This is a genomic window from Candidatus Sysuiplasma acidicola, from assembly GCA_019721035.1.
Classification (GTDB): domain Archaea; phylum Thermoplasmatota; class Thermoplasmata; order Sysuiplasmatales; family Sysuiplasmataceae; genus Sysuiplasma; species Sysuiplasma acidicola.
Genome location: JAHEAA010000006.1, coordinates 86079 through 108121 on the forward strand (window position 1 = coordinate 86079; position 22043 = coordinate 108121).

The window sequence follows — 22043 nt, forward strand, 5'->3', positions numbered from 1 at the left end:
CCGTCATCTGTTTTCTCTGGCTGCCAGTATCGCCTTCAGGAGTTCGCGCACGCCTTCGCCGCCCACGCCTTCAGTTATGGCAGAGGCCTTCTCCTGCAGTTGAGCAACTGAATTCTTCAGTGCAACCTTGAAGAACGGCCCGTCGAACATCGAAAAATCGTTCTCTCCGTCGCCCACAATCGCCGTTTCCGACGCAGATCTGCCGAGTTTTTCCAGGGCGCTGAGTAGACCTACGTCTTTATCGACACCTGACGGAAGTACCATTCCCGATTCTATGTTCCTCACCAGCTTTGCAATCCCTCCCATTTCGGCCACTGCCTTCTCAGCTTCCTCAAGGTATCCCTTCTGTATGTACGAAATTACCTGTCCTTTCACGAACGGCACATGTCGTTCCAAGAGATGTGCCGCAATCTTCTCTCCGGCCTGTTCGTGAATTCTCTCGACGCTGCCGTTGCAGATAACCACGGCGCCATTCTCTGCTACGAGCGCATCGACCTGTCTGAACCTGCTTTTCAGGTTCATCATGAAGCGGACTCCCCTGCCGGACACAATAATTATGCAGAGTCCAGCTTCTGATGCATCGTCGATCGCTCCGATCGTCTCACGGTGCAGTGTCAGATCGAGGTCTGTCAGTGTCCTGTCATAATCTGTTGCAATGACTCCAATCGAGCGAAATGCGACTGGATCTGTTCCGGCCTTAAACTTCATTTTGAATCTGTTTAAGCTTTCTTCCTCTTATCCTTTGTCATGTACTCTAAAACTGTTTTCAGTATGTGGCCCTGCGGTGTTTTCTTGTTCTCAAAGTTGTTTGTAGATATGTAATCCATCAGCGCAGCATTCAGCGCGCTGTCAAACTTGTCGTCAGCCGGACCGTTGTAAAAACCGAGCCTGGAAAGATTTCTCTTCAGCTTCCTGCAGATTTCGCCTTCTATTCTGAGTGCCTCTGCCTCCTTTCCTGACAGCATTATGAACTCAAAAAGATGGAACACGCGCTCGAGTTCTTCAATCGGGCTTACATGGTCATCAACCCTCAGGTCAACGTATCTGTCATTGAATCCGGCATATCCACCGCGATTTTTTACCACGAGTATGGCCGCAGACTGCATGCCCCTTCTGTCCCCGCCCGCCTTCTGGGCTGCATGCAGGCACATGATGAGTTTTTCCGGGAAACCGGCCCTGGAATTTTCGAACGTTCTTGCCATGGCCTCAACTGTCTCCTCCCCCACCAGTATGTTGCCCTGCGCCGCGTATCCTTCACCAGTGACGCCACCGGCCCAGTCCATGCATTTCTTTCCAGTAAATGTCGCCGCTCTCCCTTTTCTGTCCACAATGCCAATCTGTCGGTGCTCTTTTCCTCTGTCAGCGGAAGTGAGTTTCTTAAGCGCTTCGGCTGGTGAATACCCGTCCTTTAGCAACTGCAGGCCCGCTGGCCCGTAAGAGGTATTTGCGTAGGCCTGAGTGGCAATGGCGCCTGTATTCCATGTGGCCCATGGAACGACCGAGCCGACCGATATGAATTTCGATTGCACTGCAACACCCAGAGATTTCGTATCGTGGTCAAATGCCACAATCGAATATGTTGACGGTTTCGGAAAATCAATCCCGTTGCGCTTTATCATCATTGATGTATCCGGTCAGACATATTATACCTCTCCGCATAAGTCCTATGGAACACGTTAAATTTCGGAAATGCCATATGCCCTTCCGGCAGTGATGGGCATAGTTTCGGAGTCTACCTCGGGCATTCCCAACAAACTTGAAGAGGAATATAAGGCACTCAGGGAATTGGATCGCCTTAGTGCACTTTACATGCTACGCGTTGGTTATCCAGCGGTTGTTGCTTAGAGGGTGTTCTCTGTTAGCTGAAGATGTCAAATACAGACGGGGCTCAGCGTTGGAATGAGCAGACGAGTGTGGAAGAAAGAGACAGGAGCAGCAGGCCTCCGGTATTCGGCGAGATGGAGAAGAATGAGTTAAAGCGCCTGCTTGGCGAGAACCATCCGGGCAGGCACGGCATCAACTCATTGACATGGATGCGCACAGAGCTGCGCCTCTACATCCGCCGGAAGAGCATCACCGTCTCTGAGTAGACGTTCAAGCACTGTTTGAGGGATATCGGTGCCCACTATCTCGAGGCAACACTGCAATGCAGCGAACCATTCAGCGATGAAGTTGTCTGGTAAAGGGAGGCATTCGCCAGACAGTTCATTGAGAATGTGAGGGCCTAGCCAGAGGATGCCGCCGTCCTCTTTGGGTATGACCTGTCCATAGACTGCTAGCACAACGCCTAACGCCTGGGACGCCACAGCGGAGGTGCATGATGCGCATCAACGGCTCCGGCACTGTCAACGCTGTCAGAGGCAGGACCTACAGGAAGAACAGCGCTGCTGCAAAATCAGAATCGGTCATAAGATTCGTCGAAAAACTGGTGAACTGGCACAGGGGAAAGATGCCGCATGCAACTGCTAAGAGCGTCTGCAATTTCACTGTCATTGAGAATCCGCTCAAATAATGTGTGCATTACATTAGGGGAAGGCCATTAATGCCGTTACCACACAATCGGGAAGCTAGGCTGTCAGCATCAGTTCTTTGCAACCAGGAACACGCCCCACCAGAAAGATCTGTGCACTCCGGCGATTTCTATGCGCCTTCCACGGATGACATCTCCGGGACATTTCACTACAAAGGGAATGCCATTGAAGTGTACCTTGCCCGTCTTCTTGGACAAGGAGGAGCGTTCGAGTGTCAGTGTCGATCCAATTGCATCAACAGATAGTTTGTCATAACAATAAGCGAGGCCAAAAACAAGAGCGACAATCACTAACATCTGCGGCAGAAGCAGATAATCGTAACAAAAGTTGAAAAGGGCGAATCCCAGTGAGCCGGACAGAATGAGGAAAAAGACCGTGATGAAAAGAGACAACAGGAAGGAGGCCAAAACTGCAATAAGGAACGTCCGCAGTTTCTTTGCAGCATCAAAAGTCACCACAGCCATTCTCATTCGCTCCATGATGATATTCACAGGATTCCTTAAAAGCATTGTGACTTTTTTACGGATACATTCGCCATACCACCAGCAACCACTGCGTGGTTCAGCATTTCATGTGAAGCACAGAATGCTCGAATGAAGTGCTTCTGCAATCTTGCTGCCGCCGAACAACAGCTGAAATGGTCGTATTACTTCTGAGGACTGCTGTTGTCGGGCGGATTGGCGTATTCGGAGGCGAGCGCATCCACGCTCGCATTCCTGTCCGAGAGTCTAATGCGTCTCGCCTCTCTCAGCTCTCCGGGGGCAAAATCAAAAACGGCAGCATTCTCACCGTCCCGTATGCTTCTTACCCTGCTGTACATGATATGCCCCTCCTTCGACTCTACCAGATCGACCAGCGCGCTTCCTCCGTTGAAGTATGTGCCGTAGGCGCAATTGGAAAAAGCAACAGGCATGCGGTTTTCAAGCACCCTTGTCTGGACATAGAGCATCCACGGGTCCATGCCCTGCTTTATGATTTTCGCAGGTACGGCGAGCAAATCGCAGTCGGCAAGCGCATACTTTCTGACCGTCTCGGGAAAGTCAATGTCATAACAGACGGCCATACCGATCTTCGCCCCCGAAAAACTGAAACTGTTTATGCTCTCTCCGGGCCTGAATGAATCCTTCTCAGCCAGGAACAGATGTATCTTCCTCTGTTTGGCGAGCAGTCCGCCGTCCGGTCCGTATGCGTAGCATGTTATGTACATGCAGCCGCCATCCTTTTCGTAGAGGGCGCCTGTCAGGACTGCGGCGCCATAATCCGATGAAAGCGCCGATACACCGTCCAGGAAAGGGTGTCTATCGCCATGCACGATGTTTTCTTCCTTCAACGGCATCCATTTTTCTGGAAGTATGAGCAAATCCGTCTCCAGTTTCAGCATGTCCTCTATGCGGCGCAGGCCGTCGGAGCAATGTTCTTCGTAGAGCTGTAACAGTCCGATTTTCACGGTAATCGTGCCCTGCGATGCAAATGCGCAGGTGTGCCATTAAGATGTCCCCTGCGCAGGAGCATGGAAAAGCACAAATCGTTCATCCCCTGCAAAAGTGTTATTACCTCCAGCTTGTATTATTAACGATTTTATCGATGGCAAAACCATACGCGCACATAGATAAGCAATACTCCATGGGGGAGGTTCTCTCTCTCATGAACCCTCTCATACAGGAGTGGTTCCGTTCGAAATTTTCCGAGTTGACCGAACCTCAGTCTTATGCCGTTCCGCTCATACATGCAAGAAAGAATGTGATTGTTTCGTCCCCCACCGGCTCCGGAAAGACAATGACCGCCTTTCTGGCCATCATAAACGAACTTCTGAATATTCAGAATGAGGGAAAACTCGAGGACAGAATATATGCAGTCTACGTTTCCCCCCTCAGGGCACTTGCAAACGACATAAACAAGAATCTGAGCACGCCGCTCGAGGAAATCACCGCGCTTGCGGCTCAAAGAGGCGCGGAGCAGCCGAAGATCCGGGTTGCGGTCAGATCCGGCGATACCTCATCATATGAACGGCAGAAGATGGTGAGGAAACCGCCGCACATATTCATAACGACGCCCGAATCGCTCGCTCTCACAATGTCCTCCCCTGTGTTCAGGACGAAGTTCAAGGATATACAGTGGGTGATACTCGATGAGCTCCATGAAATATGCGATTCGAAGCGTGGCGAATTTCTAAGCCTGACGCTGGAGCGACTCGCGGATTACTGCGGTGACCGTTTCATGCGCATCGGGCTGTCCGCAACAATGGCACCGATCGAGGAAATGGCTGCCTATCTGGGAGGATATGATGCGGGCGGGAAACCGAGGCCGGTAGGCATTGTCGAAATCAAGGCCCAGAAATCGCTTGATCTGGGTGTCATCTGCCCTGTGAGGGATTTGAACGCGGTACAGGCAGATATTGCAAACGCGAAGATGTACGACGAACTGGTTGAACTCATAGACAAACACACTACAACGCTGGTATTCACAAACACGAGGAGCGCCACAGAGTCTGTTGCCTATAAGCTGAAGGAGAGAGGACTGCAGGGCGTCGAGGCTCATCACGGAAGTCTGAGCAAGGTCACAAGAAAGGATGTCGAGGATCAGCTGAAATCGGGAAAGCTGAAATGTGTGATAAGCTCCACTTCGCTTGAACTCGGTATAGATATCGGCTCCATAGACCTCGTCTGCCAGGTGGGTTCTCCGAAATCAGTGGCCAAGGGGCTGCAGAGGATAGGCAGGAGCGGCCATTCCGTGGGCAGGATGTCCATCGGAAGGCTCCTTGTCTTCGACAGGGATGATCTAGTTGAGTGCGCTGTTCTCACGCGATCAGCGATGCTCAACAGGATAGACAGGGTAGACATACCAAAGAACAGTCTGGATGTTCTGTCGCAGTCGATCGTGGGCATGTCCCTGGAGCGAAGATGGACAGTCGATGAAGCGTACGATGTTGTCCGGCGCTCATATTGCTATCATACACTGACAAAGGGCGATTTTCTTTCCGTACTGAGGTATCTGGGCAGCAAGGGAGATTTCGAAAATGTCTATTCAAAAATATGGTATGACGAAAATGAGCATATCTTCGGCAAGAAACGCAGCGCCAGGCTGATATATTTCCTGAATCTCGGCACGATTTCAGAGGAATCATCGTATGATGTTGTGAGCGAAAGAGGCGTCCCAATCGGCCAGCTTTCGGACAAGTTCGTGGAGCGGCTGTCTTCAAAAGACATTTTTGTTCTCGGAGGCAGGAGCTATGAGTTCATCCGTGCACGCGGCACAACCGTGCTGGTCAGGGATGCGAAGGGAAGGAAACCCACTGTGCCTTCCTGGACAGGCGAAATGCTGCCGAGGAGCTTCGACCTTTCCGAAGATGTCGGAAAGTTCAGGGCCGAGATGGCAGGAATGATGCGAAAATCAGAGCAGGAACTCATAGACCACCTGACGAAGAATTACAACGTCGACAGATGGTCGGCGAGGAGCATAATCAATTATTTCCGCGAGCAGGAGGGGATGATACCTGAGCTTCCAACAGATCGGAAATTGCTGATCGAGGGCATAATACACACGGAGAGCGGTAACAGGGCCATCGTCTTTCACTTTTCCTTCGGGCGCAGAACAAATGATGCGCTCTCGAGGGCGTTTGCTCACGCCATTTCGCAGAAATTCAAATGCAACACCAGCGTGTCCATATCCGATGACAATTTTCTGATAAGCGTTCCGAAGGAGATACCGCTCAAGGGCATCCATTCGCTTGTTCGCTCAGACAAATTGAGAGAAACGCTCATGCGGAGCCTCAAGGATTCGGAACTTTTCAAACAGCGCTTCAGGCACGTCGCTGCCCGCAGTTTTATGATACTGAAGAATTACAGGGGAAAGGAACTCTCCGTCTCGAGGCAGCAGATGCGTTCAAGCACGCTCCTTGACCAGCTTGGAGAGATCGAGGATTTTCCGGTTATTCGCGAAACCTACAATGAAGTCATGAGTGACGTGATGGATATTGAACATGCGACTGAGGTGCTGAAAGACATCGAGTCGGGCAGGAGGACGGTGTCTTACTTCGGGTACACAGACACTCCCTCTTCATTCTCACACAGCATACTGCTCTCAGGCATAGCCGATGTCATTCTCATGGAGGACAAGAGCGCGATGCTGCGCGAGCTCCACAGAAAGGTGCTCTCCCACGTGATGGGCAAGGACGCCAGGGCATATGAGTTCGAAAGTGAAATTGTGGAAAAATACTTCATTGCCAAGCGGCGGAAAATCGACAGTATCGATCAGGTCAGGGAACTCCTCGGGACTGTCGGCCCGCTCATTATGCTGAAGGAACGGGGCGCGAGTATGCATCTGTTCACTTCGAGACCGCATGAGGAGGTGCGGGACTGGGCGCTTCGTCTCCTGGAGCAAGGGGAACTGGCGACTGTCTGGATCGACGACATATACTTTATTCCGGCGGACGAGGAAGGTGCATTCGCAGCCATATGCAGGAAGAGGGATCTCGCCGACGACGAGAAGAATGCGCTCTCGCTTCTTTCGTCCGATGAACTGAGCACATCTGAGATCGCATCCAGACTCGACATGGAAACTGAAATAGTCAGCGAAATAATGCATCGCCTGGAGAGTCTCTTCCTGGCGAAGAGGGTAAGGATGCGGAAGGACGGCTGGGCATGGTCACGCAATTTTGTGCAGCCTGCAGAAAAGGAGCAGAGTCTCGAAAGACTCCTTACCAGGCAGCTAGAGTATTTCGGTCCTCAGACTGCGGAGGAAATCTCATACCGTTTCCGGTGCAATGAAATTGTGACAAAGGCCGAGGAGCTCGTCGCGGAAGGCATAGTCTCCAAAGGATATTTCGTGGCGGAGGAAGTGGAGCAGTATATGCTCACCAGGGACTACCTGGCGCTGAAGAACTCCGGAGTCAGGGTATATGATTTCGCCACAGTGCAGCGATATCTTTACAGAAAGAGTGTAGAACCGCTACACTCGATCAGTGATTATTTCAGAAAGTTCGCTTCGGCCGGAATGATGCTGGAGGTATTCAACCGCGTCCCCGGTTTCAGCAGAAAGGAATGGGACGCCATGAGGCGCGATGAAACAATCCTCATGGGTCGTTTCCTTCGCGGGAGGGTGAGATACGTGCTGAAAGAGGACGCTCCCATGTTCGTGGCAGCTTATCGCGATCAGTCTCTTTCAGAGGAGGAGATGCATCTGCTCGAACTGGTAAAGAACAGCGGTCGTTCCACTTCGTCTGCCGTTGTTGCCCTGTCGGGCATAAACAGGGACAGGGCGAGGGAGGCCGTCGACAGACTCGACAGGACACTGTGGCTGCACCGTGTTTATCAGGACGGTGAAGAGTGGAGTTCGAGAAACATCTACGCCTATCTCGACTGCAGCACCGGCGTTGATCGGGCACGGGAGAAAATCGTCGAGAGGATAATACGCGGCCAGGGACCGATTCGAGAGATGGAAATCAGGTCGCAGACCGGGTTCTGGGACATCAATCTGGACGCCATTGCTGAGAGCATAGGCGCCGTCCGCATTGTCGTCGGCGACGCGTCCAACCAGATGTATGTCATGTCGGATGAGATTCCGCTAATGGAAAAGAATCAGGAACTCCTTGAAAAGACGCACGTGATGTCCGTATTCGACCCTTATGTTCAGCCGTTATGGGCAGAACTGGCCTCCAAGTACGGCGAGGGATGGTTTTATCCGATCGTTCAGCGTGGAAGCATTGCCGGCGTGGCGGAAATCTGGGTGATGGCCAGCTGCCTCGAGGTCAGGCAGCTCAATCTGAGCGAAAACGCAGACATCTCATCGGTGTTATCTGCGCTGAGAGCAGTGCGCAGCCTGTATGCACAGTACGGTCTGGATATACTGAGAATAAGAGAAATCAACGCTGTCTCCGTCGATGACCTGGATGCCGCGGTGCTCCGGCAGTGCGAAGGTGCATCCTTCAGCAGGATCAACGGCATGCTGGTCATAGGAAATGTCATCAGGCAGTCATTCGACAGGAAGAAACTGTCTTCTTTCGCGCTTCAGAGGCAGCACATAGAGCAGCAGTTTTCGGATGTCAGGGAAGCGATAAATTTCATGATCGGACTGAGAAACAATTATGAAGCAATGCTCCGCATCAAACGCGTTCTGTCGCTCGATTTCGAACAGAAGGAGAGACGCCTGCTGCTCGGACAAATTGTGCCAGAACACGCTGCCTACACGGATGCAAAGTGGATGTCCGTATGCAGGGCGGCCAGAATCAAGAGAACGGGAAAAGTGGAGAATCACGTGTACGAGATTGTGGAGACGTATCAGCCCGTGGGCGTGAAACAGATACTGCAGTATTCAAACATGTCAAAGGCCTCGACGCGCTCGGCGCTCAGAACACTATTCCGCAAATCAATGGTGGCCATAGACGGCAACAAACAGTATGTTGCCGTCAGGACTGAAGCAATAGATCGCGATGCAGCCTTGAGAACTATAGTCATTCAGCTTTTCAGACAGTTCGGCGTCTTCACTGCCGAGCAGCTCGCCAGGATGCTCAAATCTTCGCTGGGCATGAGACAGCTGCGTGAATTGCTGTCCGAGATGGAGAACGAAGGCACGCTGGCAAAAGGATATCTGGAGAAGGGAAGCGACACGCTGTACTGGATACTAGCAGACGATGTCACATCACTGAAGAAGGCGGAATTCAGACGCAGATTCATAGCGACGCAGGACGACCGGATCGTCGCATACTTTGCTGAAGAGGTCAGGTCAAAACTCGGTATCGGGTCATCAAACCTCATTTTTGACGGGCCGGAGGTTGTCGGCGCATTCAAGGGAAGAATAAAGGAGAATGAAGTCAGAGTCGACAGATTCGAGGGAGAAGAAAGCATCAGGGAGATGCTTCAGGAACTCGCATCGGAGATGGGTATCCTCGTCAGGAAAAAGGCGGTTACGCACGACGAAGAGTGGGATGTGGTCGGTTTCTACGAACGGACTCATCCGGGAAGATGACACGCAACCGACCCTTTCTGTCGCACAGCCTGATGATCAACTATTTTATTCTGCAGCGTGTTAAGCTGCGCGTGTACCAGCTCTCTGATGCACTTGGACGGAGAATAAGCTACCTCCGTGTATCCGTAGCCGACAGTTGCAATCTCAGATGCGTATACTGCATGCCAGCTTCAGGCGTCAGATTTACGAGGCACGGCGACATGATGTCGCCGCAGGAGATAGGCATGATAGTGAGCGCTGCGACATCCATCGGAACGACCGCTGTCAGGCTCACGGGAGGCGAACCGCTTACAAGATCGGACATTGTCGAGATCGCGGCAGAAGTCTCTTCGGTGCCTGGTGTGGAAGATGTGCCAATATCGACGAACGGCATATTTCTCAAGGGTATGGCGGGACAGCTGCATGCGGCAGGCGTCACAAGAGCCAATGTGAGCGTGGACTCACTGAACCCCGAACGTTTCAGCAGTATCACGCGCGGCGGCGACATACACAGGGTCCTGCAGGGCATGAGCGAGGCTGCGGATGCAGGCATTCGCCCTGTCAAGATGAACACCGTGCTGATGAAAGGCGTCAACGACGACGAACTTGTTGAGCTGACACGCTTTGCGCTGGATAATTCATACCCACTCCGATTCATCGAAATGATGCCTCTCACGAGCAACGTCTCGTTCCAGCCGGAACTGTTCTTCCCGGCAATGAGGGCTAAGGCCCAGCTTGAAAAGAATTTCAGGCTCACCCCTTCCTCATCGAAAAACGGCCATGGTCCGGCCGTATACTATGATGTTGACGGCTACGACACGCCGGTCGGTTTCATCACGCCTCTCAGCGGAAACTTCTGTGACAGGTGCAACAGGGTGCGCATAACATCCACAGGAAGGCTGAGAATGTGCCTCTTCGGCGATTCGACGGTAGACCTGGTTTCGGTGTTGCGGGAGGGCGGAAGCATTGAAGACGTGGCGAATCTCATACGCAAGAGTATTGTGTTTAAGCCCGAGCGGCATTACCTGGACATCGGAAAGACTAGCAGCAGGACGCTCGAGGCAATGTCCCAGATAGGCGGATGAGCGTGTTGTTATTCGCTCTTATGGAAATTCAGTACAAAAAGTATAAGTGCCGTCTTTTCAAATAATTGCGTTGAAGGAGCAGTCTGATGACCAACGGCGAGGATGTCTGTCCTGTATGTGAGGCCAGAATAAGTTCTGATGCGAGCACGTGCGATACATGCGGAGCAGATCTAGCACTGCTGAAGGACAGTTCCAAGGCTGTTTATGTGTGTCCTGAATGCGGCAACGAACTTCTGGAACGAGATGTGAAATGTCCCAAGTGCGGTGTCGAATTTGTATCCGAGACGTCGCCACCTTCGAATGTCAGGGAGGAAGTTGTTTTTCAGTGCCCTGTGTGCGGAGCAGAAGTGGCAGGCGACGCCAATAAGTGCCAGAGTTGCGGCGTGGAATTTCTCAGCGAGGAAGATGCTTCCGCAGCTGAGGAGATACCCAAGACCGTCAATTCCGTGCCAGCGGTCGAGCCCATGAATGCGCCAGATATCACGGACCTGGATGCGGATGCGCCATTGACGACGCATGAGGCAGTGATTGAAAAGGTAGAGGAGAATTTCCAGAGCCAGTCTGCCGGGAGCCCAGCGGCACCGGCGATTGAGCAGGTTGGACAAAGATTCGAAACGCCGGCCGCTGACGCGCGATCTGATACTGCTGAGACAACGGAGCAGCAGGAGTCGCGTGTTTACCGTCAGTCGGAGGCTCTGGCTCAGACACGCAGCGACGGGAAGGACAAGAAGGGCCTCTTCAGCTTCAAATTCGGAAGCAAAAGTAAAGACAGGGTGCCTGAACAACCGGCGATCCCGCCCAGACCGTCACAGATTGAGGCGGCGAAAGCGTCGCCGGCGGTTGCCTATACACATGATACGCTACGCAGCACTAACGCGACTGCGCCACCTACGGTCACTCCCAAGTCTGCCCCGGCGGAAGACTCCGACATGCGCCAGGTAATACAGGAAATACGCCCTCTTCTGAAATTTGCCGGTAGCGTGAGCGCGGACATTACAGAGAGCAAGCAGTATCTGGACATGGCTCTTGAGAACCTCCAGGGAGGAAGACACGCAGAGGCGGGCAAGTACGCCAGACTTGCAAAAGCATCGATCATTGATGCCATACAGGGATATTTCAGCGAAAAGATCGAAATAATGCGCAGACAGCTTGAAATCGAAGGGATTGGCGGAGAGAGAAAGAAATTTATGGAATCCCGAATCACCGAGATATCATCAATGGCCAGGAACGGCCGGTATGACGATGCACAGAAATTGACATCCGGATTCCAGTCCGAAATGTCGGCGAAAGCATCACAGTACGGCGAAGCCCAGGAACTCTGCGACGAACTGGAGCAACTGCTCAACTGCGCGGACGACATAGGCATAGATTACAGCAGTTCACGAATGATTTACAATGAAGCCCGGAAACATCTGGCCACCGGCGACTGGAGCTCCGCATTGTTGCTGGCAAAACAGTCGAGGGACTCGCTGATGCGTTCCATTCCGACCAAACTTTCGGATGAAATGAACAGGGCCAAGAACGAGATCATCGACGCAAAGATAAACGGACTCCAGGTCACTGATCTCATAGCGATACTCAAACAGGCAAGCTCCACCTACAATGAGGGCAAATACGACGAGTCACTCCGGTATATCAGTCATCTCCGAAGGCAGTTCGCGAAACTGCGCGCCTCGTGAGTCATGACTTACGTTATGTGCTGTTGCGCAGAGCTGCGCCGACCCGCCCGGGACATTTTCAAAATCGCCGGCAAAAGGTATTTACATCTAATTCCAATCTGGCCCAGAGGGCCCATAGCTTAGTCTGGTGGAGCGTCTGGCTCATAACCAGATGGTCGTCGGTTCAAATCCGACTGGGCCCACTGCTGCGCGTGCTTTACTTTCACTGCTCCTTACGCACAAATGGTAGCGTCTGCCGTGATGTCATCAGGATATCGTTTTGATAATGTTCCGTTACCTGCACCAGTATGATGTTTAATCCAGAATTCTTTGCCATTACTCCCAGATTCTTGTCGCCTGTGACAAATTCATCAACATCCAGATTTCATGCGCTGGGAAGCTGAATTGTTTCTGCCTGATTTTTGTGGTTATCCTCAATGAACACCCAACTATCATCAATAATTTAATTAACCAACGGAATAATTTTTGGACGCCCAATTTTATGCAGCCTCAGTGACTCGCCAGGAAATCTTTCACGGATAATCTTGTGAGTGCCCGCGTCAATAATCTTTCTTCTTGTCAGTCTATCAAAGACACCGAGAACTTCACCAAAGTTCCAGATACTGAAGCACAGGCTGATATCGCCGCTGTACATTTTCAGGTAATATGATCGTATTTGAGGGCTGCCATTCTCCTTTACACATCTCTTAATTATGGCGCTGCTGTCCAAGTACACTCTCTGATCGTTTGTCCCGCATTTCCCTGACAATCTTACTAGCCTGTTCTTTCAGTTCAATGGGTTCAAAATCCTATTCTGCTCTTACGTTTTCAAGTCGCTTTTCCGGTGCACTGTCAAGACCTGTCAGAAGACCTTCTTCCAAGAATCTCTGCAGCAGTTCCCCGACATCAATCTTAGGTTCTAAAGACTCATTCTTCAGCTGTTTCCAAATTGCAGTGTCAACACGGATACCCGTTTTTTTCTTCATTCATACCTACACAGGTGTAACGGTATGTGCAGGTTGTGACTGCATTTTTTCCTTATGATTGTGGAGAATCGACTTTGTCACATATTCCTTGATTTTCCAGCAGCTTCATGGCTTCTGTGGACGCTACCCGCTGGCAATGTATTTATCACCGAATTAGGAATCTTCAGACACCATGAAAACCGATTCATATAGAATTGCGCTTTTCCTGCTCTTGTTCTCTTTCGCCTTTATGAGCTTATTCTTCATCGTAACCTTCATCAAAGCTTTCAACCTTGGAACTTCACTTGCCGTTTACCTTCCATCTATTGAATCACTTTGGATTGGCGACATGTACATTATCTCGAATTTGCCATCGTTGTTTTTTGTGATATTCATCAACCTTATCATTATTTTGCCACCGCTGTTTTTTGTGGTTTTCAAAGCGATAAAGGCTAGAGGAGAATAGTGATTTATTTCAACCCGGCTTCCTCGACAGCTCTCTCCTGTTCTCATTAGTTACTCCTGCGTAAATCTGAACGGTTACTCTAACGTCTTTATGGTTCAGATATATCTGTGTAATCCCAAATTCATGTGTTTTCTGAGCTAGATACATAGCTGTACTGTGGCGTAAAGAATGGTGTGGTGTATCTCCATTCAAGTGCTTTCAATCTTGAATTATGGATTAAGGGGGCAGACCAACCTCTTTCGGCGGAGTCAGTACTTCAGTGTGTGAATTCTCGCTGTCTGTTTTTTCCGCAAAGGTCAGTTTTTAATACGGGCCACCACATAATTTATGCGTGAAGACACCGGATTCTGAACATGGATGGATTGTAACGCACATAAGCGTGATTTATCCGTGGCAGATTGACCATATGGACCACGTGAACGTCCAGTTCTACGTCGCTCTTTTCGACCAGGCCACATGGTCATTTTTCTCTGAATACGGCATAACAAGAGATTACCTCATCGGCAACAAACGTGGAATGGCTGCACTGGTCCAGCATACAGAATACAAACACGAACTTTTCGCCGGGAGCGTGATTGAGATCATGAGCAGGTTGAACTCGGTAAGCGCCAAGACAGTTACTTTCACCCACAATATGTATCTGAGGCCGGATCATATTCTCGTCGCAACAACCGAGTTGACTGGCGTTCATATGGACAGGCAGAAAAGGAAATCAATCCAGTTTCCGGATGACATTCTTCTGAGATTAAAAAAGTCTCTCTGATGAACAGTCGACCAAGCGAAAGCCTTCAACCTCCTCACTCCGTTCCTTGCAGCACTTTGCTGGTGGTCATGACTCTTCAAGGCATGGCGTGAGACGCTCTATCAGGGGAGTGGTGAGAGCTCCGCAACTTTCCTCCACCACCGGTGGCTCTTCTCGATTATTGCGTCAAGCGTGAATGGATCTGTTCCGTGCAATGAATTGAGACCAAGGAGAATGAGCATCGCAATAGCCTGGACTATTCCAGTGCCAGGATCGGTATATCCGGGAACAGGCATGCCTCCAAATCCCTCTCCAACGCCCCATGCGATTATTGCAAAAACAGCACCGCCGATGTAAGCGGTCTTTCTGGCAAAACCGAATATCAGCGAGAATGCAAGCGCGGCCTCGAGTCCTCCCACCACATATGCATAGAAAACCGGGGCTGCCGTCACCTGACCCAGCCAGAATGCAAACCAGCCGTTCAGAAACGATGGCGCACTGGAAGCCTGATCACTCACGACAGACACGATGTTTCCTGCAAGGTTGTAGTAGAATGCAAGGAACGCCTCGGCGGCATACACTGCGCCAAATATCATCGCTGTAATCCGGCTCAGTTTCATCGAGTTGCCGGCAACAGCCTTCCACACCTTTCTTCCCCTGTCATAACGCACTTCCGCGAGCTTCTTCCACCATTCAAACTTCTTTTCGATGAAAGCATCAACGGTGTACGGAGACGGGCCATATGTGGCATCTATGATGAGCAGAAAGAGCAATCCAAGCGCGTAAATGTTTCCCCCGCCCAGATTCACTGATCCCGGGCCGTACGGTCCGCCAAATCCCTCCGGTATCGCCCAGATGAAAAGCCCCAGGCCCATTCCGCCTATGTAGGCAAACTTCCTGAGAAAACCAGCAATAAGCGCAAACGCAATGCATAGTTCAAGCGCTCCGACACCGTAGGTTATCAGCATCGGTTGCCACGCGGCCACACCGCTCCAGAAGCTGAACCACCCATTCAGGAATGCAGGCTGACCGGATCCTGCCCCCTGCACTATTGCCGGAAGCTGTGTGTAGAGATTCATCTGGAATTTGTAAAAACCATCAATACCCCACAGTGCACCAAAAATAATGGCAGCAGCTTTCGACAGTCTCAATCCCCTGAGATGAGTTTCTTCCGTTTTGGCCAACTGTGTTCAACTCTCTGTATCTGAAGACTGCAGTGGAGTCGATGCTTTCAAGTCTGTACGCACACGTCCCAGTTTTTAAAAAAGTAATGGTGCCCGTATATAAGTCGGTGCAGACGAATCGTGCTTTCAGCACTCAGGCAATTGTTATTTACCGAAGATGCAGTCACAGCCGGCGATAAGGATGGAATCTGTAGAGGCGACGATCGAGCTGGAACGCGATGACTGTGTCGTCTCCAATCTGATCTTCGAGCGATTGAAAGACGCAAATGTCAGCAGACTGGTCATCGGGCACGAAAAGTCGCTTCACAGGATAAAATCAGACAATCTCCTCGAAGTTATAACGGATCTCCGTCACGTTTCGGAAAGTGTAAAGAAGGTGGGCAGAGACGTCCTCTGGGTCGAGGGAAAGAGCTGTTCTGCATGCCGCTTCCTGTCAACGTCAAACGTGCCCATACTCAGCAGCAGGACAATCGACAACAGACATCTTGCCTTCAGAATACTGGTGCAGTCAAAAAAATCCCTCGAGCTCCTGATAGCTCAAATGGCCAAAGCAGGATTGAATCCGAGAGTCATCGACATGAAAGCCGAACGGCCCCAGTCCCTGACAGACAGGGAAAAGGAAGTGCTCCTCTTTGTGTTCAACCACGGTTATTTCGAGAGCAGCAGGGAGTCAAGCCTCACCGAGCTTGCCGAGAAGCTTGGCGTGTCAACGTCCAGTCTCTCCGACGTGATGCGGAGGGCTCTCAGGAAGACCGTGGAAGATTATCTGAGGAGAAATCTATAGTTAGTATTATTTTTGAATTAGGTAAAAAAATAATCTTTTATACGAGGAGTTAGCATCCTTCCATTATGCCGATGATTGCAGACAGGGAAAGGGAAAAACTAGTCCAGATGTTTAATGAAGAATTGAAAGGACCGGTCAAAACAGTGCTTTTCACTTCAAAATCCAATTGCGAATACTGTGATGAGACAGAACAGCTTCTGTCTGAACTCTCCGATATATCGGGCGGAAAGATCACGCTGGAAAAACATGATTTCGACCAGGACAGGAACATTGCTGAACGCTACGGCATCGATAAGACACCGGCCATTGTCATACCATTCGGCAATGGAACGGGTATCAGGTACTACGGCATTCCCGGCGGTTATGAATTCACCAGCCTGATTGGTGACATCGTGGATGTTTCCAGCGGCTCTTCGAAATTGCCTGAAGACATCAGGAACAGGCTGAAGGATGTCGACAGGAATGTTCACATACAGGTTTTTGTAACGCCGACATGCCCGTGGTGCCCGAAAGCAGTCAGAACGGCTCATCAGTTTGCCATGGAAAACAGCTCCATAACCTCAGACATGGTTGAGGCAACAGAATTCCCTGATCTGGCTTCGTCTTTCAGTGTGATGGCAGTGCCGAAGATCGTGATAAACGGAGACATTTCGTTCGAAGGCGCGATGCCAGAGCAGACATTCCTGGATTATGTGCTGAAATCGATTGAATAGCAGCGCATACGTCAGTCATTCTATGCTGCACAGTTGCTTCACGCAGCAAGTTCCTTCTTCAGCGCCCCGGCGAATCTGTCTATGTCTGCCTCCTCATTAAAGCAGTGAATGGAGAGCCTGATGCCGCCTGTGCCGGACACACCGCGGCAGGATGCCACAAATCCCTTTGCGTGAAGGGCATTGACCATGTCCAGATTTTTCTTCCATCCATTGCCTGTACCGAACGTGAGTATGGACGATCTGTTCGCCCTGTTCTCAGGCGAAATGATGTTCAGACCGAGCGAATGCAGCATGTCCCTTGCATATGATTCGAGTTTCTCAATTCTTGAAGCGACAGCATCCGCGCCTATTCCGTTGAGTATTTTCAATGATTCCGTCAGGGCTATCATGCCTGTGTGATTCAACCAGCCTCCGTATTCAAATCTCCTTGCGTCATCAACCGGTATTCTCACCCGGAACGGGTCATTGCTCTCATCAGCAAAGTACGCATGCCATCCGTATTCCGGCTCTACGGTATTGTTAAGGCTGGGGAACGGCACATTCAGCTTATCACGGATGCCGGCCTTCACGTAAAGCACGGAGCATCCGAACGGCGAGAACATCCACTTCTGTCCTCCGGCCGCAACAAAGTCTGCATCAGTTTCCCTGACATCGAGTTTCATCGCACCCATGTGCTGAACGGCGTCGACAACAAGGTATGCTCCTGCGCTATGCACCACATCCGCTATACGCCGGAGATCCGCTCTGAAACCGGTTACCCAGTTGACCGATCCGATCAGCACAATTTTCGTCTTTTCGTCGATAACATCCGTAAAGTCGTCGGCCGAAAATGCTCCACCCGGACAGTCGACAACTCTGACGTCGACACCTTTTTTCTTCCATCTGTATGTTTCGAATCCCGAAGAGGGGAATTCCGTGTTCAGTGAAACAACATTATCTCCCGGTGATGGGGATACGCACTCGAACGCGAGCTGGATGCCCTGCGTCGTGCTGCTGCCTGCGACAGCAATTTCCTCACGCCCGGCATTGATCAGTTTTGCAGTCTCAGACCTCAGCGCAGATGACCTTTCGCTCCACTCGCCGCTTATATTGCCGCTTTCAAATTCATATGCGGCATCGGCAATTTCCCTGACTCTTTTAACGGCAGAAAGTGGCGCGGGCGACATCGAAGCCCAGTTCAGAAAAGTCTTGTGCTCCAGTATTTTGAATTCTTCCCTGCGGAAACGCGACATTCAATCAACAGCGACGATGATTGGGCACAATGTGCTTAAAGCTTGCACAGGCTAACGCTCGCCCCTGTTTCTGACAATCGTGAATATGTCAGATAGCGCAAGAACGCAGAACATGAGGCCGGTCAGCAGCGTGAGAAAGAAGAATATTTCGATGTATATGAAGAGAGGGACGGTACTTATTGTGGATATGGAATTCATGAATGCGATGAACATGAGCAGCAGACCGTTGAGTATTGTGAAGAGGAAGAGCCTGTTCACCTGTGCAAATATGGGCTGCCTCAGGCTTTCGCTTGTAAAGTGCGGGAGCATCGTGACCATTATGGCATAGGCTGCGAGGCCCAGTCCTATGATCGTGCTGTAAACCGTGAGCAGGGCGGGCGAATCAAAAAAAGGAAGGAATTTCGAATTCTGCGAATAAAGGCCGAATTTCCTGAAGTAACTGTCGGACAGAAACAATGTGAAAATGAATGAAACTATGAACGCCGTGCTAATCTTGTAGAGGCTCTCTACATTGCCTCTCATCTTGATTTTCGTCATGGCTATTCCAAACTGATTTTCCAGATAAGCTTTAAGCTTTTATGTCAAAATCGCGAATCCCGGAGTTCTGTTTACATAGTGAAGCAGATGCCACCGCCAGCCGTGCGCAAACCCAATTTCAATCAAAAATAATCATATAAGTAAGCTTAAAATATCTACCGTACGCTGAACTCATCTGAGCTGGGGTTATAACTGTCCATTCCCGCGTACATCATTTCCGTCACCATTTCAATCATAGTCAGCATCGGTTATCCCGGCATATTCATTCTCATGCTGCTGGAAGGCATGCTGCTGCCGATACCTTCGGAAGTGGTCATGGCATTCGGCGGTTATCTCGTTGTTAACGGTTACCTCCACAACATTCTTGGTATCCCCGCAGTCGTGCTGCTTGTCCTTTCCGGAACAGTAGGCAATGTTGCCGGCGCAACGATCGCATACTACATAGGACGCTACGGCGGCATGAAGTTCATCGACAGGTACGGACGGTATCTGTTCATAAGCCGGTCCTCCGTGCTGAAAGCCCAGATGTTTTTCGACAAGTACGGCGCCCTTTCAGTTTTTTCTACAAGACTTCTTCCGATATTCAGGACGTTTATTTCCATACCTGCCGGCGTTGCAGAAATGGACATACGCAAATTCGTCACATACACGTTCATTGGAACACTGATATGGGACATCATTCTGGTCTACCTGGGCTACACGCTGGGCAGTAACTGGGAACGATCACTTCCTTTCTTCGACACGCTCACTTATGCGGCCGCCATACTGCTGGCCTGCCTGCTAGTGTACTGGATTTACAGAATGCTGAAGAAGAAGAATGCGATGATGGCCAGGTTGAAAGAAATCATAGGCATTGATTCTTCCGGCGATGAGCACAAAGACTGAATGGCACGAATCGCGGCATCGAAACCACCCTGCCTCCGTGATTCCATCAGCATTTTCAGCCGAGCAGCGACTTGCCTCCATCCACGAGGAGTGTCTGGCCGGTAATAAACGAAGCTTCATCTGACAGGAGGAATCTGACCGGGCCTGCTATGTCTGCCGTCTCTCCCCATCTTTTCAGCAATGTGCGGTCGGCAACCATCCTGCTGAATGATTTGTCCTTCCAGCCATCTCTGTTCATGTCCGTCCTGATGAAACCTGGCGCCACACAGTTTACTCTCACGCGCGGTGCCAGTTCCATGGCAAGTCCACGCGTCAGATGCACCAGTGCGGATTTGCTGGCCTGGTATGGATACGACCCGGCGGAAGGCGCTATGCCCATGATTGATGATATGTTGACGACACTTCCTGAGGCCTTCTTCAGCCTGCCTGCAAGCAATTTAATCAGGAAGACCTGCGATCTCAGATTTGTATCAAGCACCCTGTCCCACTCTTCGAATTCAAGTTCGCTGAGTGATGTTCCTGCATAGATGCCGGCGTTGTTCACCAGTCCGTCGAGTGAAGCGGTGATGCCGCCAACCTCCTCAGCGAGTCTTTCTATGCCCTCTCTTTGCGACAGATCGGCCCTGACCACATGTCCCTTTCCACTCCCGCCCAGAGCGGAGAGCAGACGGTACGCATCCTTATCGCTGGCATTGCAGTGTATGATGACGTCCGCTCCTGCAGAAGAAAGCGTCTGTGTTACTGTCTTTCCGATGCCTCTTGCTCCGCCTGTAACAAGCACAATTTTACCGCTCAATGTCAATCTGCCTGCATTCTTTATCGGTGTCCGGTTCTTTTGCATGATAACAGACTCCTCTGTTCACACCTTCAAAGTGTGCAGTTCTTTTCTGTATCTGTTGCAGAATGAATTGTAGTTTTCCTTGTATTTTATCCATACGTTCCTGTACTCTTCAGAAATGGTTCCGATGACCTTTGCAGGAATGCCAACGGCCACCGACTCGGGCGGAATTTCCGATTTGCTCCTGACGACCGCACCCTCTCCTATGGCAGACCATCTTCCAACGCGTGCGAAGTCAGACACCACAGCTCCCATCCCTATGGTCGCCCAATCCTCCACCCTTCCTGTGTGTATGATGCAGGCATGACCCAAGGTCACGTGCTCTCCGACTTCTGTGATTTCTCCAGGTCTGGCATGAATGACGCAGTTGTCTTCTACTGCCGTGTAGCTGCCAATGTTTACGCGGCCATAATCCCCTCTCAGTACAGCTCCGGGTCCTATCCACACTTCTGCACCTATTTTCACGGAGCCGATTATTGTGGCGTTGTCAAAAATGAATGCCGAAGGATCTATTTCCGGCACCCTTCCTTCGAATGCGTAGACGGTCATGCCACCATTACAATCGTCTGTCGATTTAAGTCTTATTTTTGTTCAGCTCTTGTGTTCCGCGGGTCGTGAATGATCTCCATCGTTCCTTTCCTCATCACAACGCCGTCCTGAAATGTTATGGACGTATCATCGCTCTTCACGATTCTTCCGTGATTTACCGAACATTTGCTTCCCTTGATAGGGTCATTTTGGGCAGTGCCGCCATTGGACATGCTACGGATTATGGTCTGGCTTCCTGTATTAACTTTTGCGAAATGGGCCGTCGGAAGGGGCATCAGATACCCGGCAATGACCTGCCGGCCGGCAACGCTTATAGCTTACGCAACATTATTCGAGATTGTCAGGAGGAGCATTCGTTTGAAGTTCACCTTTGCCGTTGAACAATTGAAGCTGGAGGTGTGGTCTGTATTCTACGGCTCTCTGGTAATGAACATGCTGATTCTCTTTGCCGGCAACATTATGTGGCTGTTTATTTCCGGTTTCATCTTCGGAACTATGTCCGGCAGGGGAACGAAGGATTTCATCACAAATGGTTTCGCCGCTCTCCTTTCCTCTCTGCCGATACTGTTCTTCTTCAACATCGATTCAATACCCGGTGTGTCTATTCTTTCCGGTGTATTTCGCGCCATTAACATACAGCTGGCCGGCGACGGACTGATAATGATTCTTTCGTTCATTCTTTCCGGTTCCGGGGCGCTTGCGGGTTCTGTCGTGTTCAGGCAGTTTCTCAAGTCGCGTTTCGCTGCAAACAAAGATGCATGATTCGCGGGAGTGATGTAAGTTACGGATGGATTGTTTACTACGGGCATGATTCAAAGCCGTTTCCAAATCCACTGCTACGCCTGACAAACTTCGCAAAATTTGTCTTGTTTGTGTCAGCTCATGTTCTCACGCGCCGGGATAACTGTGTTCCGGATTTTGTGCCCTGCCGT

23 protein-coding genes and 1 tRNA gene are annotated in these 22043 nt (G+C 50.7%); 13 read left to right on the forward strand and 11 right to left on the reverse strand.

The features are described from left to right. Positions 1–3: 3 nt before the first annotated feature. Both KIS30_04410 and KIS30_04415 read right to left on the reverse strand, forming a co-directional pair. Positions 4–708: an HAD hydrolase family protein gene (locus KIS30_04410; GenBank protein ID MBX8645985.1), complete on the reverse strand. Its 705-nt coding sequence runs from the start codon at positions 706–708 to the stop codon at positions 4–6. Between the two features lie 11 nt (positions 709–719). Continuing rightward, positions 720–1619: a DUF1028 domain-containing protein gene (locus tag KIS30_04415; protein MBX8645986.1), complete on the reverse strand. Its 900-nt coding sequence runs from the start codon at positions 1617–1619 to the stop codon at positions 720–722. A gap of 70 nt (positions 1620–1689) precedes the next feature. Here KIS30_04415 and KIS30_04420 point away from each other — a divergent pair, with 70 nt between their 5' ends. The 3 genes from KIS30_04420 (at position 1690) to KIS30_04430 (ending at position 2512) form a co-directional block, all read left to right on the forward strand. Then, positions 1690–1845 carry a hypothetical protein gene (locus tag KIS30_04420; GenBank protein MBX8645987.1) on the forward strand — a complete coding sequence of 52 codons (156 nt, stop codon included), beginning with the start codon at positions 1690–1692 and terminating at the stop codon, positions 1843–1845. 68 nt (positions 1846–1913) lie between these two features. After that, a complete protein-coding gene (locus KIS30_04425) occupies positions 1914–2090 on the forward strand; it encodes a hypothetical protein (GenBank protein MBX8645988.1) in 177 nt (58 codons plus the stop codon). A 227-nt stretch (positions 2091–2317) separates the two neighbouring features. Continuing rightward, positions 2318–2512: a hypothetical protein gene (locus KIS30_04430; protein ID MBX8645989.1), complete on the forward strand. Its 195-nt coding sequence runs from the start codon at positions 2318–2320 to the stop codon at positions 2510–2512. A 69-nt stretch (positions 2513–2581) separates the two neighbouring features. Here KIS30_04430 and KIS30_04435 read toward each other — a convergent pair whose 3' ends face one another. Together KIS30_04435 and KIS30_04440 are read right to left on the reverse strand one after the other, a co-directional pair. Then, positions 2582–3010 (reverse strand): hypothetical protein, encoded by a 429-nt coding sequence (locus tag KIS30_04435; protein ID MBX8645990.1) that lies wholly within the window; start codon positions 3008–3010, stop codon positions 2582–2584. A 167-nt stretch (positions 3011–3177) separates the two neighbouring features. Beyond that, positions 3178–3978, reverse strand: a complete 801-nt coding sequence (locus KIS30_04440; protein MBX8645991.1) for a carbon-nitrogen hydrolase family protein — start codon at positions 3976–3978, stop codon at positions 3178–3180. A 137-nt stretch (positions 3979–4115) separates the two neighbouring features. Between KIS30_04440 and KIS30_04445 the strand changes: the two genes are divergently transcribed. The 4 genes from KIS30_04445 (at position 4116) to KIS30_04460 (ending at position 12419) form a co-directional block, all read left to right on the forward strand. Beyond that, the gene (locus KIS30_04445) at positions 4116–9494 is read left to right on the forward strand and encodes an ATP-dependent helicase (protein MBX8645992.1); all 5379 of its coding nucleotides are present in this window, start codon (positions 4116–4118) and stop codon (positions 9492–9494) included. A 71-nt stretch (positions 9495–9565) separates the two neighbouring features. Beyond that, entirely contained in the window at positions 9566–10558 is a 993-nt protein-coding gene (gene moaA / locus KIS30_04450; protein ID MBX8645993.1) for a GTP 3',8-cyclase MoaA, read from the forward strand. Between the two features lie 86 nt (positions 10559–10644). Continuing rightward, positions 10645–12237 (forward strand): zinc-ribbon domain-containing protein, encoded by a 1593-nt coding sequence (locus tag KIS30_04455; GenBank protein MBX8645994.1) that lies wholly within the window; start codon positions 10645–10647, stop codon positions 12235–12237. Positions 12238–12345: 108 nt separating this feature from the next. Next, positions 12346–12419 (forward strand) — tRNA-Ile (locus KIS30_04460). Between the two features lie 606 nt (positions 12420–13025). On the opposite strand, the gene KIS30_04465 is transcribed toward KIS30_04460, so the two are convergent. Then, positions 13026–13202 (reverse strand): hypothetical protein, encoded by a 177-nt coding sequence (locus KIS30_04465; GenBank protein ID MBX8645995.1) that lies wholly within the window; start codon positions 13200–13202, stop codon positions 13026–13028. A gap of 172 nt (positions 13203–13374) precedes the next feature. On the opposite strand from KIS30_04465, the gene KIS30_04470 reads away from it, so the two are divergent. Beyond that, positions 13375–13647 (forward strand): hypothetical protein, encoded by a 273-nt coding sequence (locus tag KIS30_04470; GenBank protein MBX8645996.1) that lies wholly within the window; start codon positions 13375–13377, stop codon positions 13645–13647. 331 nt (positions 13648–13978) lie between these two features. Next, positions 13979–14410 carry a thioesterase family protein gene (locus KIS30_04475; protein ID MBX8645997.1) on the forward strand — a complete coding sequence of 144 codons (432 nt, stop codon included), beginning with the start codon at positions 13979–13981 and terminating at the stop codon, positions 14408–14410. A gap of 101 nt (positions 14411–14511) precedes the next feature. Here KIS30_04475 and KIS30_04480 read toward each other — a convergent pair whose 3' ends face one another. Continuing rightward, on the reverse strand, positions 14512–15573 hold the full coding sequence (locus tag KIS30_04480) for a hypothetical protein (protein MBX8645998.1): 1062 nt from the start codon (positions 15571–15573) through the stop codon (positions 14512–14514). 157 nt (positions 15574–15730) lie between these two features. Between KIS30_04480 and KIS30_04485 the strand changes: the two genes are divergently transcribed. Both KIS30_04485 and KIS30_04490 read left to right on the forward strand, forming a co-directional pair. After that, positions 15731–16357: a helix-turn-helix domain-containing protein gene (locus KIS30_04485; GenBank protein ID MBX8645999.1), complete on the forward strand. Its 627-nt coding sequence runs from the start codon at positions 15731–15733 to the stop codon at positions 16355–16357. A gap of 65 nt (positions 16358–16422) precedes the next feature. Beyond that, positions 16423–17070, forward strand: coding sequence for a thioredoxin family protein (locus KIS30_04490; protein ID MBX8646000.1), 648 nt, complete (start codon positions 16423–16425; stop codon positions 17068–17070). Positions 17071–17108: 38 nt separating this feature from the next. Here KIS30_04490 and KIS30_04495 read toward each other — a convergent pair whose 3' ends face one another. After that, entirely contained in the window at positions 17109–18302 is a 1194-nt protein-coding gene (locus KIS30_04495; GenBank protein ID MBX8646001.1) for an aminotransferase class V-fold PLP-dependent enzyme, read from the reverse strand. A 51-nt stretch (positions 18303–18353) separates the two neighbouring features. Then, positions 18354–18839, reverse strand: coding sequence for a hypothetical protein (locus KIS30_04500; protein MBX8646002.1), 486 nt, complete (start codon positions 18837–18839; stop codon positions 18354–18356). Positions 18840–19031: 192 nt separating this feature from the next. On the opposite strand from KIS30_04500, the gene KIS30_04505 reads away from it, so the two are divergent. After that, positions 19032–19724 carry a DedA family protein gene (locus KIS30_04505; GenBank protein MBX8646003.1) on the forward strand — a complete coding sequence of 231 codons (693 nt, stop codon included), beginning with the start codon at positions 19032–19034 and terminating at the stop codon, positions 19722–19724. Between the two features lie 55 nt (positions 19725–19779). Here the strand turns inward: KIS30_04505 and KIS30_04510 are convergent, their stop codons facing one another. The 3 genes from KIS30_04510 to KIS30_04520 are packed head-to-tail and all read right to left on the reverse strand — an operon-like array spanning position 19780 to position 21323. Beyond that, the gene (locus tag KIS30_04510) at positions 19780–20565 is read right to left on the reverse strand and encodes an SDR family oxidoreductase (protein ID MBX8646004.1); all 786 of its coding nucleotides are present in this window, start codon (positions 20563–20565) and stop codon (positions 19780–19782) included. A gap of 18 nt (positions 20566–20583) precedes the next feature. Then, positions 20584–21111: a gamma carbonic anhydrase family protein gene (locus tag KIS30_04515; GenBank protein ID MBX8646005.1), complete on the reverse strand. Its 528-nt coding sequence runs from the start codon at positions 21109–21111 to the stop codon at positions 20584–20586. 32 nt (positions 21112–21143) lie between these two features. Next, positions 21144–21323 (reverse strand): hypothetical protein, encoded by a 180-nt coding sequence (locus KIS30_04520; protein MBX8646006.1) that lies wholly within the window; start codon positions 21321–21323, stop codon positions 21144–21146. A 145-nt stretch (positions 21324–21468) separates the two neighbouring features. Between KIS30_04520 and KIS30_04525 the strand changes: the two genes are divergently transcribed. Next, positions 21469–21873 (forward strand): hypothetical protein, encoded by a 405-nt coding sequence (locus KIS30_04525; protein ID MBX8646007.1) that lies wholly within the window; start codon positions 21469–21471, stop codon positions 21871–21873. Positions 21874–22043: the final 170 nt, after the last annotated feature.

What these genes read in the sequence shown, in the direction of transcription:
- KIS30_04410 (MBX8645985.1), bottom strand. Translation starts at nt 708, where the DNA reads ATGAAGTTTAAGGCCGGAACAGATCCAGTCGCATTTCGCTCGATTGGA.
- KIS30_04415 (MBX8645986.1), bottom strand. Translation starts at nt 1,619, where the DNA reads ATGATAAAGCGCAACGGGATTGATTTTCCGAAACCGTCAACATATTCG.
- KIS30_04420 (MBX8645987.1), top strand. Translation starts at nt 1,690, where the DNA reads ATGCCATATGCCCTTCCGGCAGTGATGGGCATAGTTTCGGAGTCTACC.
- KIS30_04430 (MBX8645989.1), top strand. Translation starts at nt 2,318, where the DNA reads ATGATGCGCATCAACGGCTCCGGCACTGTCAACGCTGTCAGAGGCAGG.
- KIS30_04435 (MBX8645990.1), bottom strand. Translation starts at nt 3,010, where the DNA reads ATGGAGCGAATGAGAATGGCTGTGGTGACTTTTGATGCTGCAAAGAAA.
- KIS30_04445 (MBX8645992.1), top strand. Translation starts at nt 4,116, where the DNA reads ATGGCAAAACCATACGCGCACATAGATAAGCAATACTCCATGGGGGAG.
- KIS30_04455 (MBX8645994.1), top strand. Translation starts at nt 10,645, where the DNA reads ATGACCAACGGCGAGGATGTCTGTCCTGTATGTGAGGCCAGAATAAGT.
- KIS30_04465 (MBX8645995.1), bottom strand. Translation starts at nt 13,202, where the DNA reads ATGAAGAAAAAAACGGGTATCCGTGTTGACACTGCAATTTGGAAACAG.
- KIS30_04470 (MBX8645996.1), top strand. Translation starts at nt 13,375, where the DNA reads ATGAAAACCGATTCATATAGAATTGCGCTTTTCCTGCTCTTGTTCTCT.
- KIS30_04485 (MBX8645999.1), top strand. Translation starts at nt 15,731, where the DNA reads ATGCAGTCACAGCCGGCGATAAGGATGGAATCTGTAGAGGCGACGATC.
- KIS30_04490 (MBX8646000.1), top strand. Translation starts at nt 16,423, where the DNA reads ATGCCGATGATTGCAGACAGGGAAAGGGAAAAACTAGTCCAGATGTTT.
- KIS30_04495 (MBX8646001.1), bottom strand. Translation starts at nt 18,302, where the DNA reads ATGTCGCGTTTCCGCAGGGAAGAATTCAAAATACTGGAGCACAAGACT.
- KIS30_04500 (MBX8646002.1), bottom strand. Translation starts at nt 18,839, where the DNA reads ATGACGAAAATCAAGATGAGAGGCAATGTAGAGAGCCTCTACAAGATT.
- KIS30_04510 (MBX8646004.1), bottom strand. Translation starts at nt 20,565, where the DNA reads ATGCAAAAGAACCGGACACCGATAAAGAATGCAGGCAGATTGACATTG.
- KIS30_04515 (MBX8646005.1), bottom strand. Translation starts at nt 21,111, where the DNA reads ATGACCGTCTACGCATTCGAAGGAAGGGTGCCGGAAATAGATCCTTCG.
- KIS30_04520 (MBX8646006.1), bottom strand. Translation starts at nt 21,323, where the DNA reads ATGTCCAATGGCGGCACTGCCCAAAATGACCCTATCAAGGGAAGCAAA.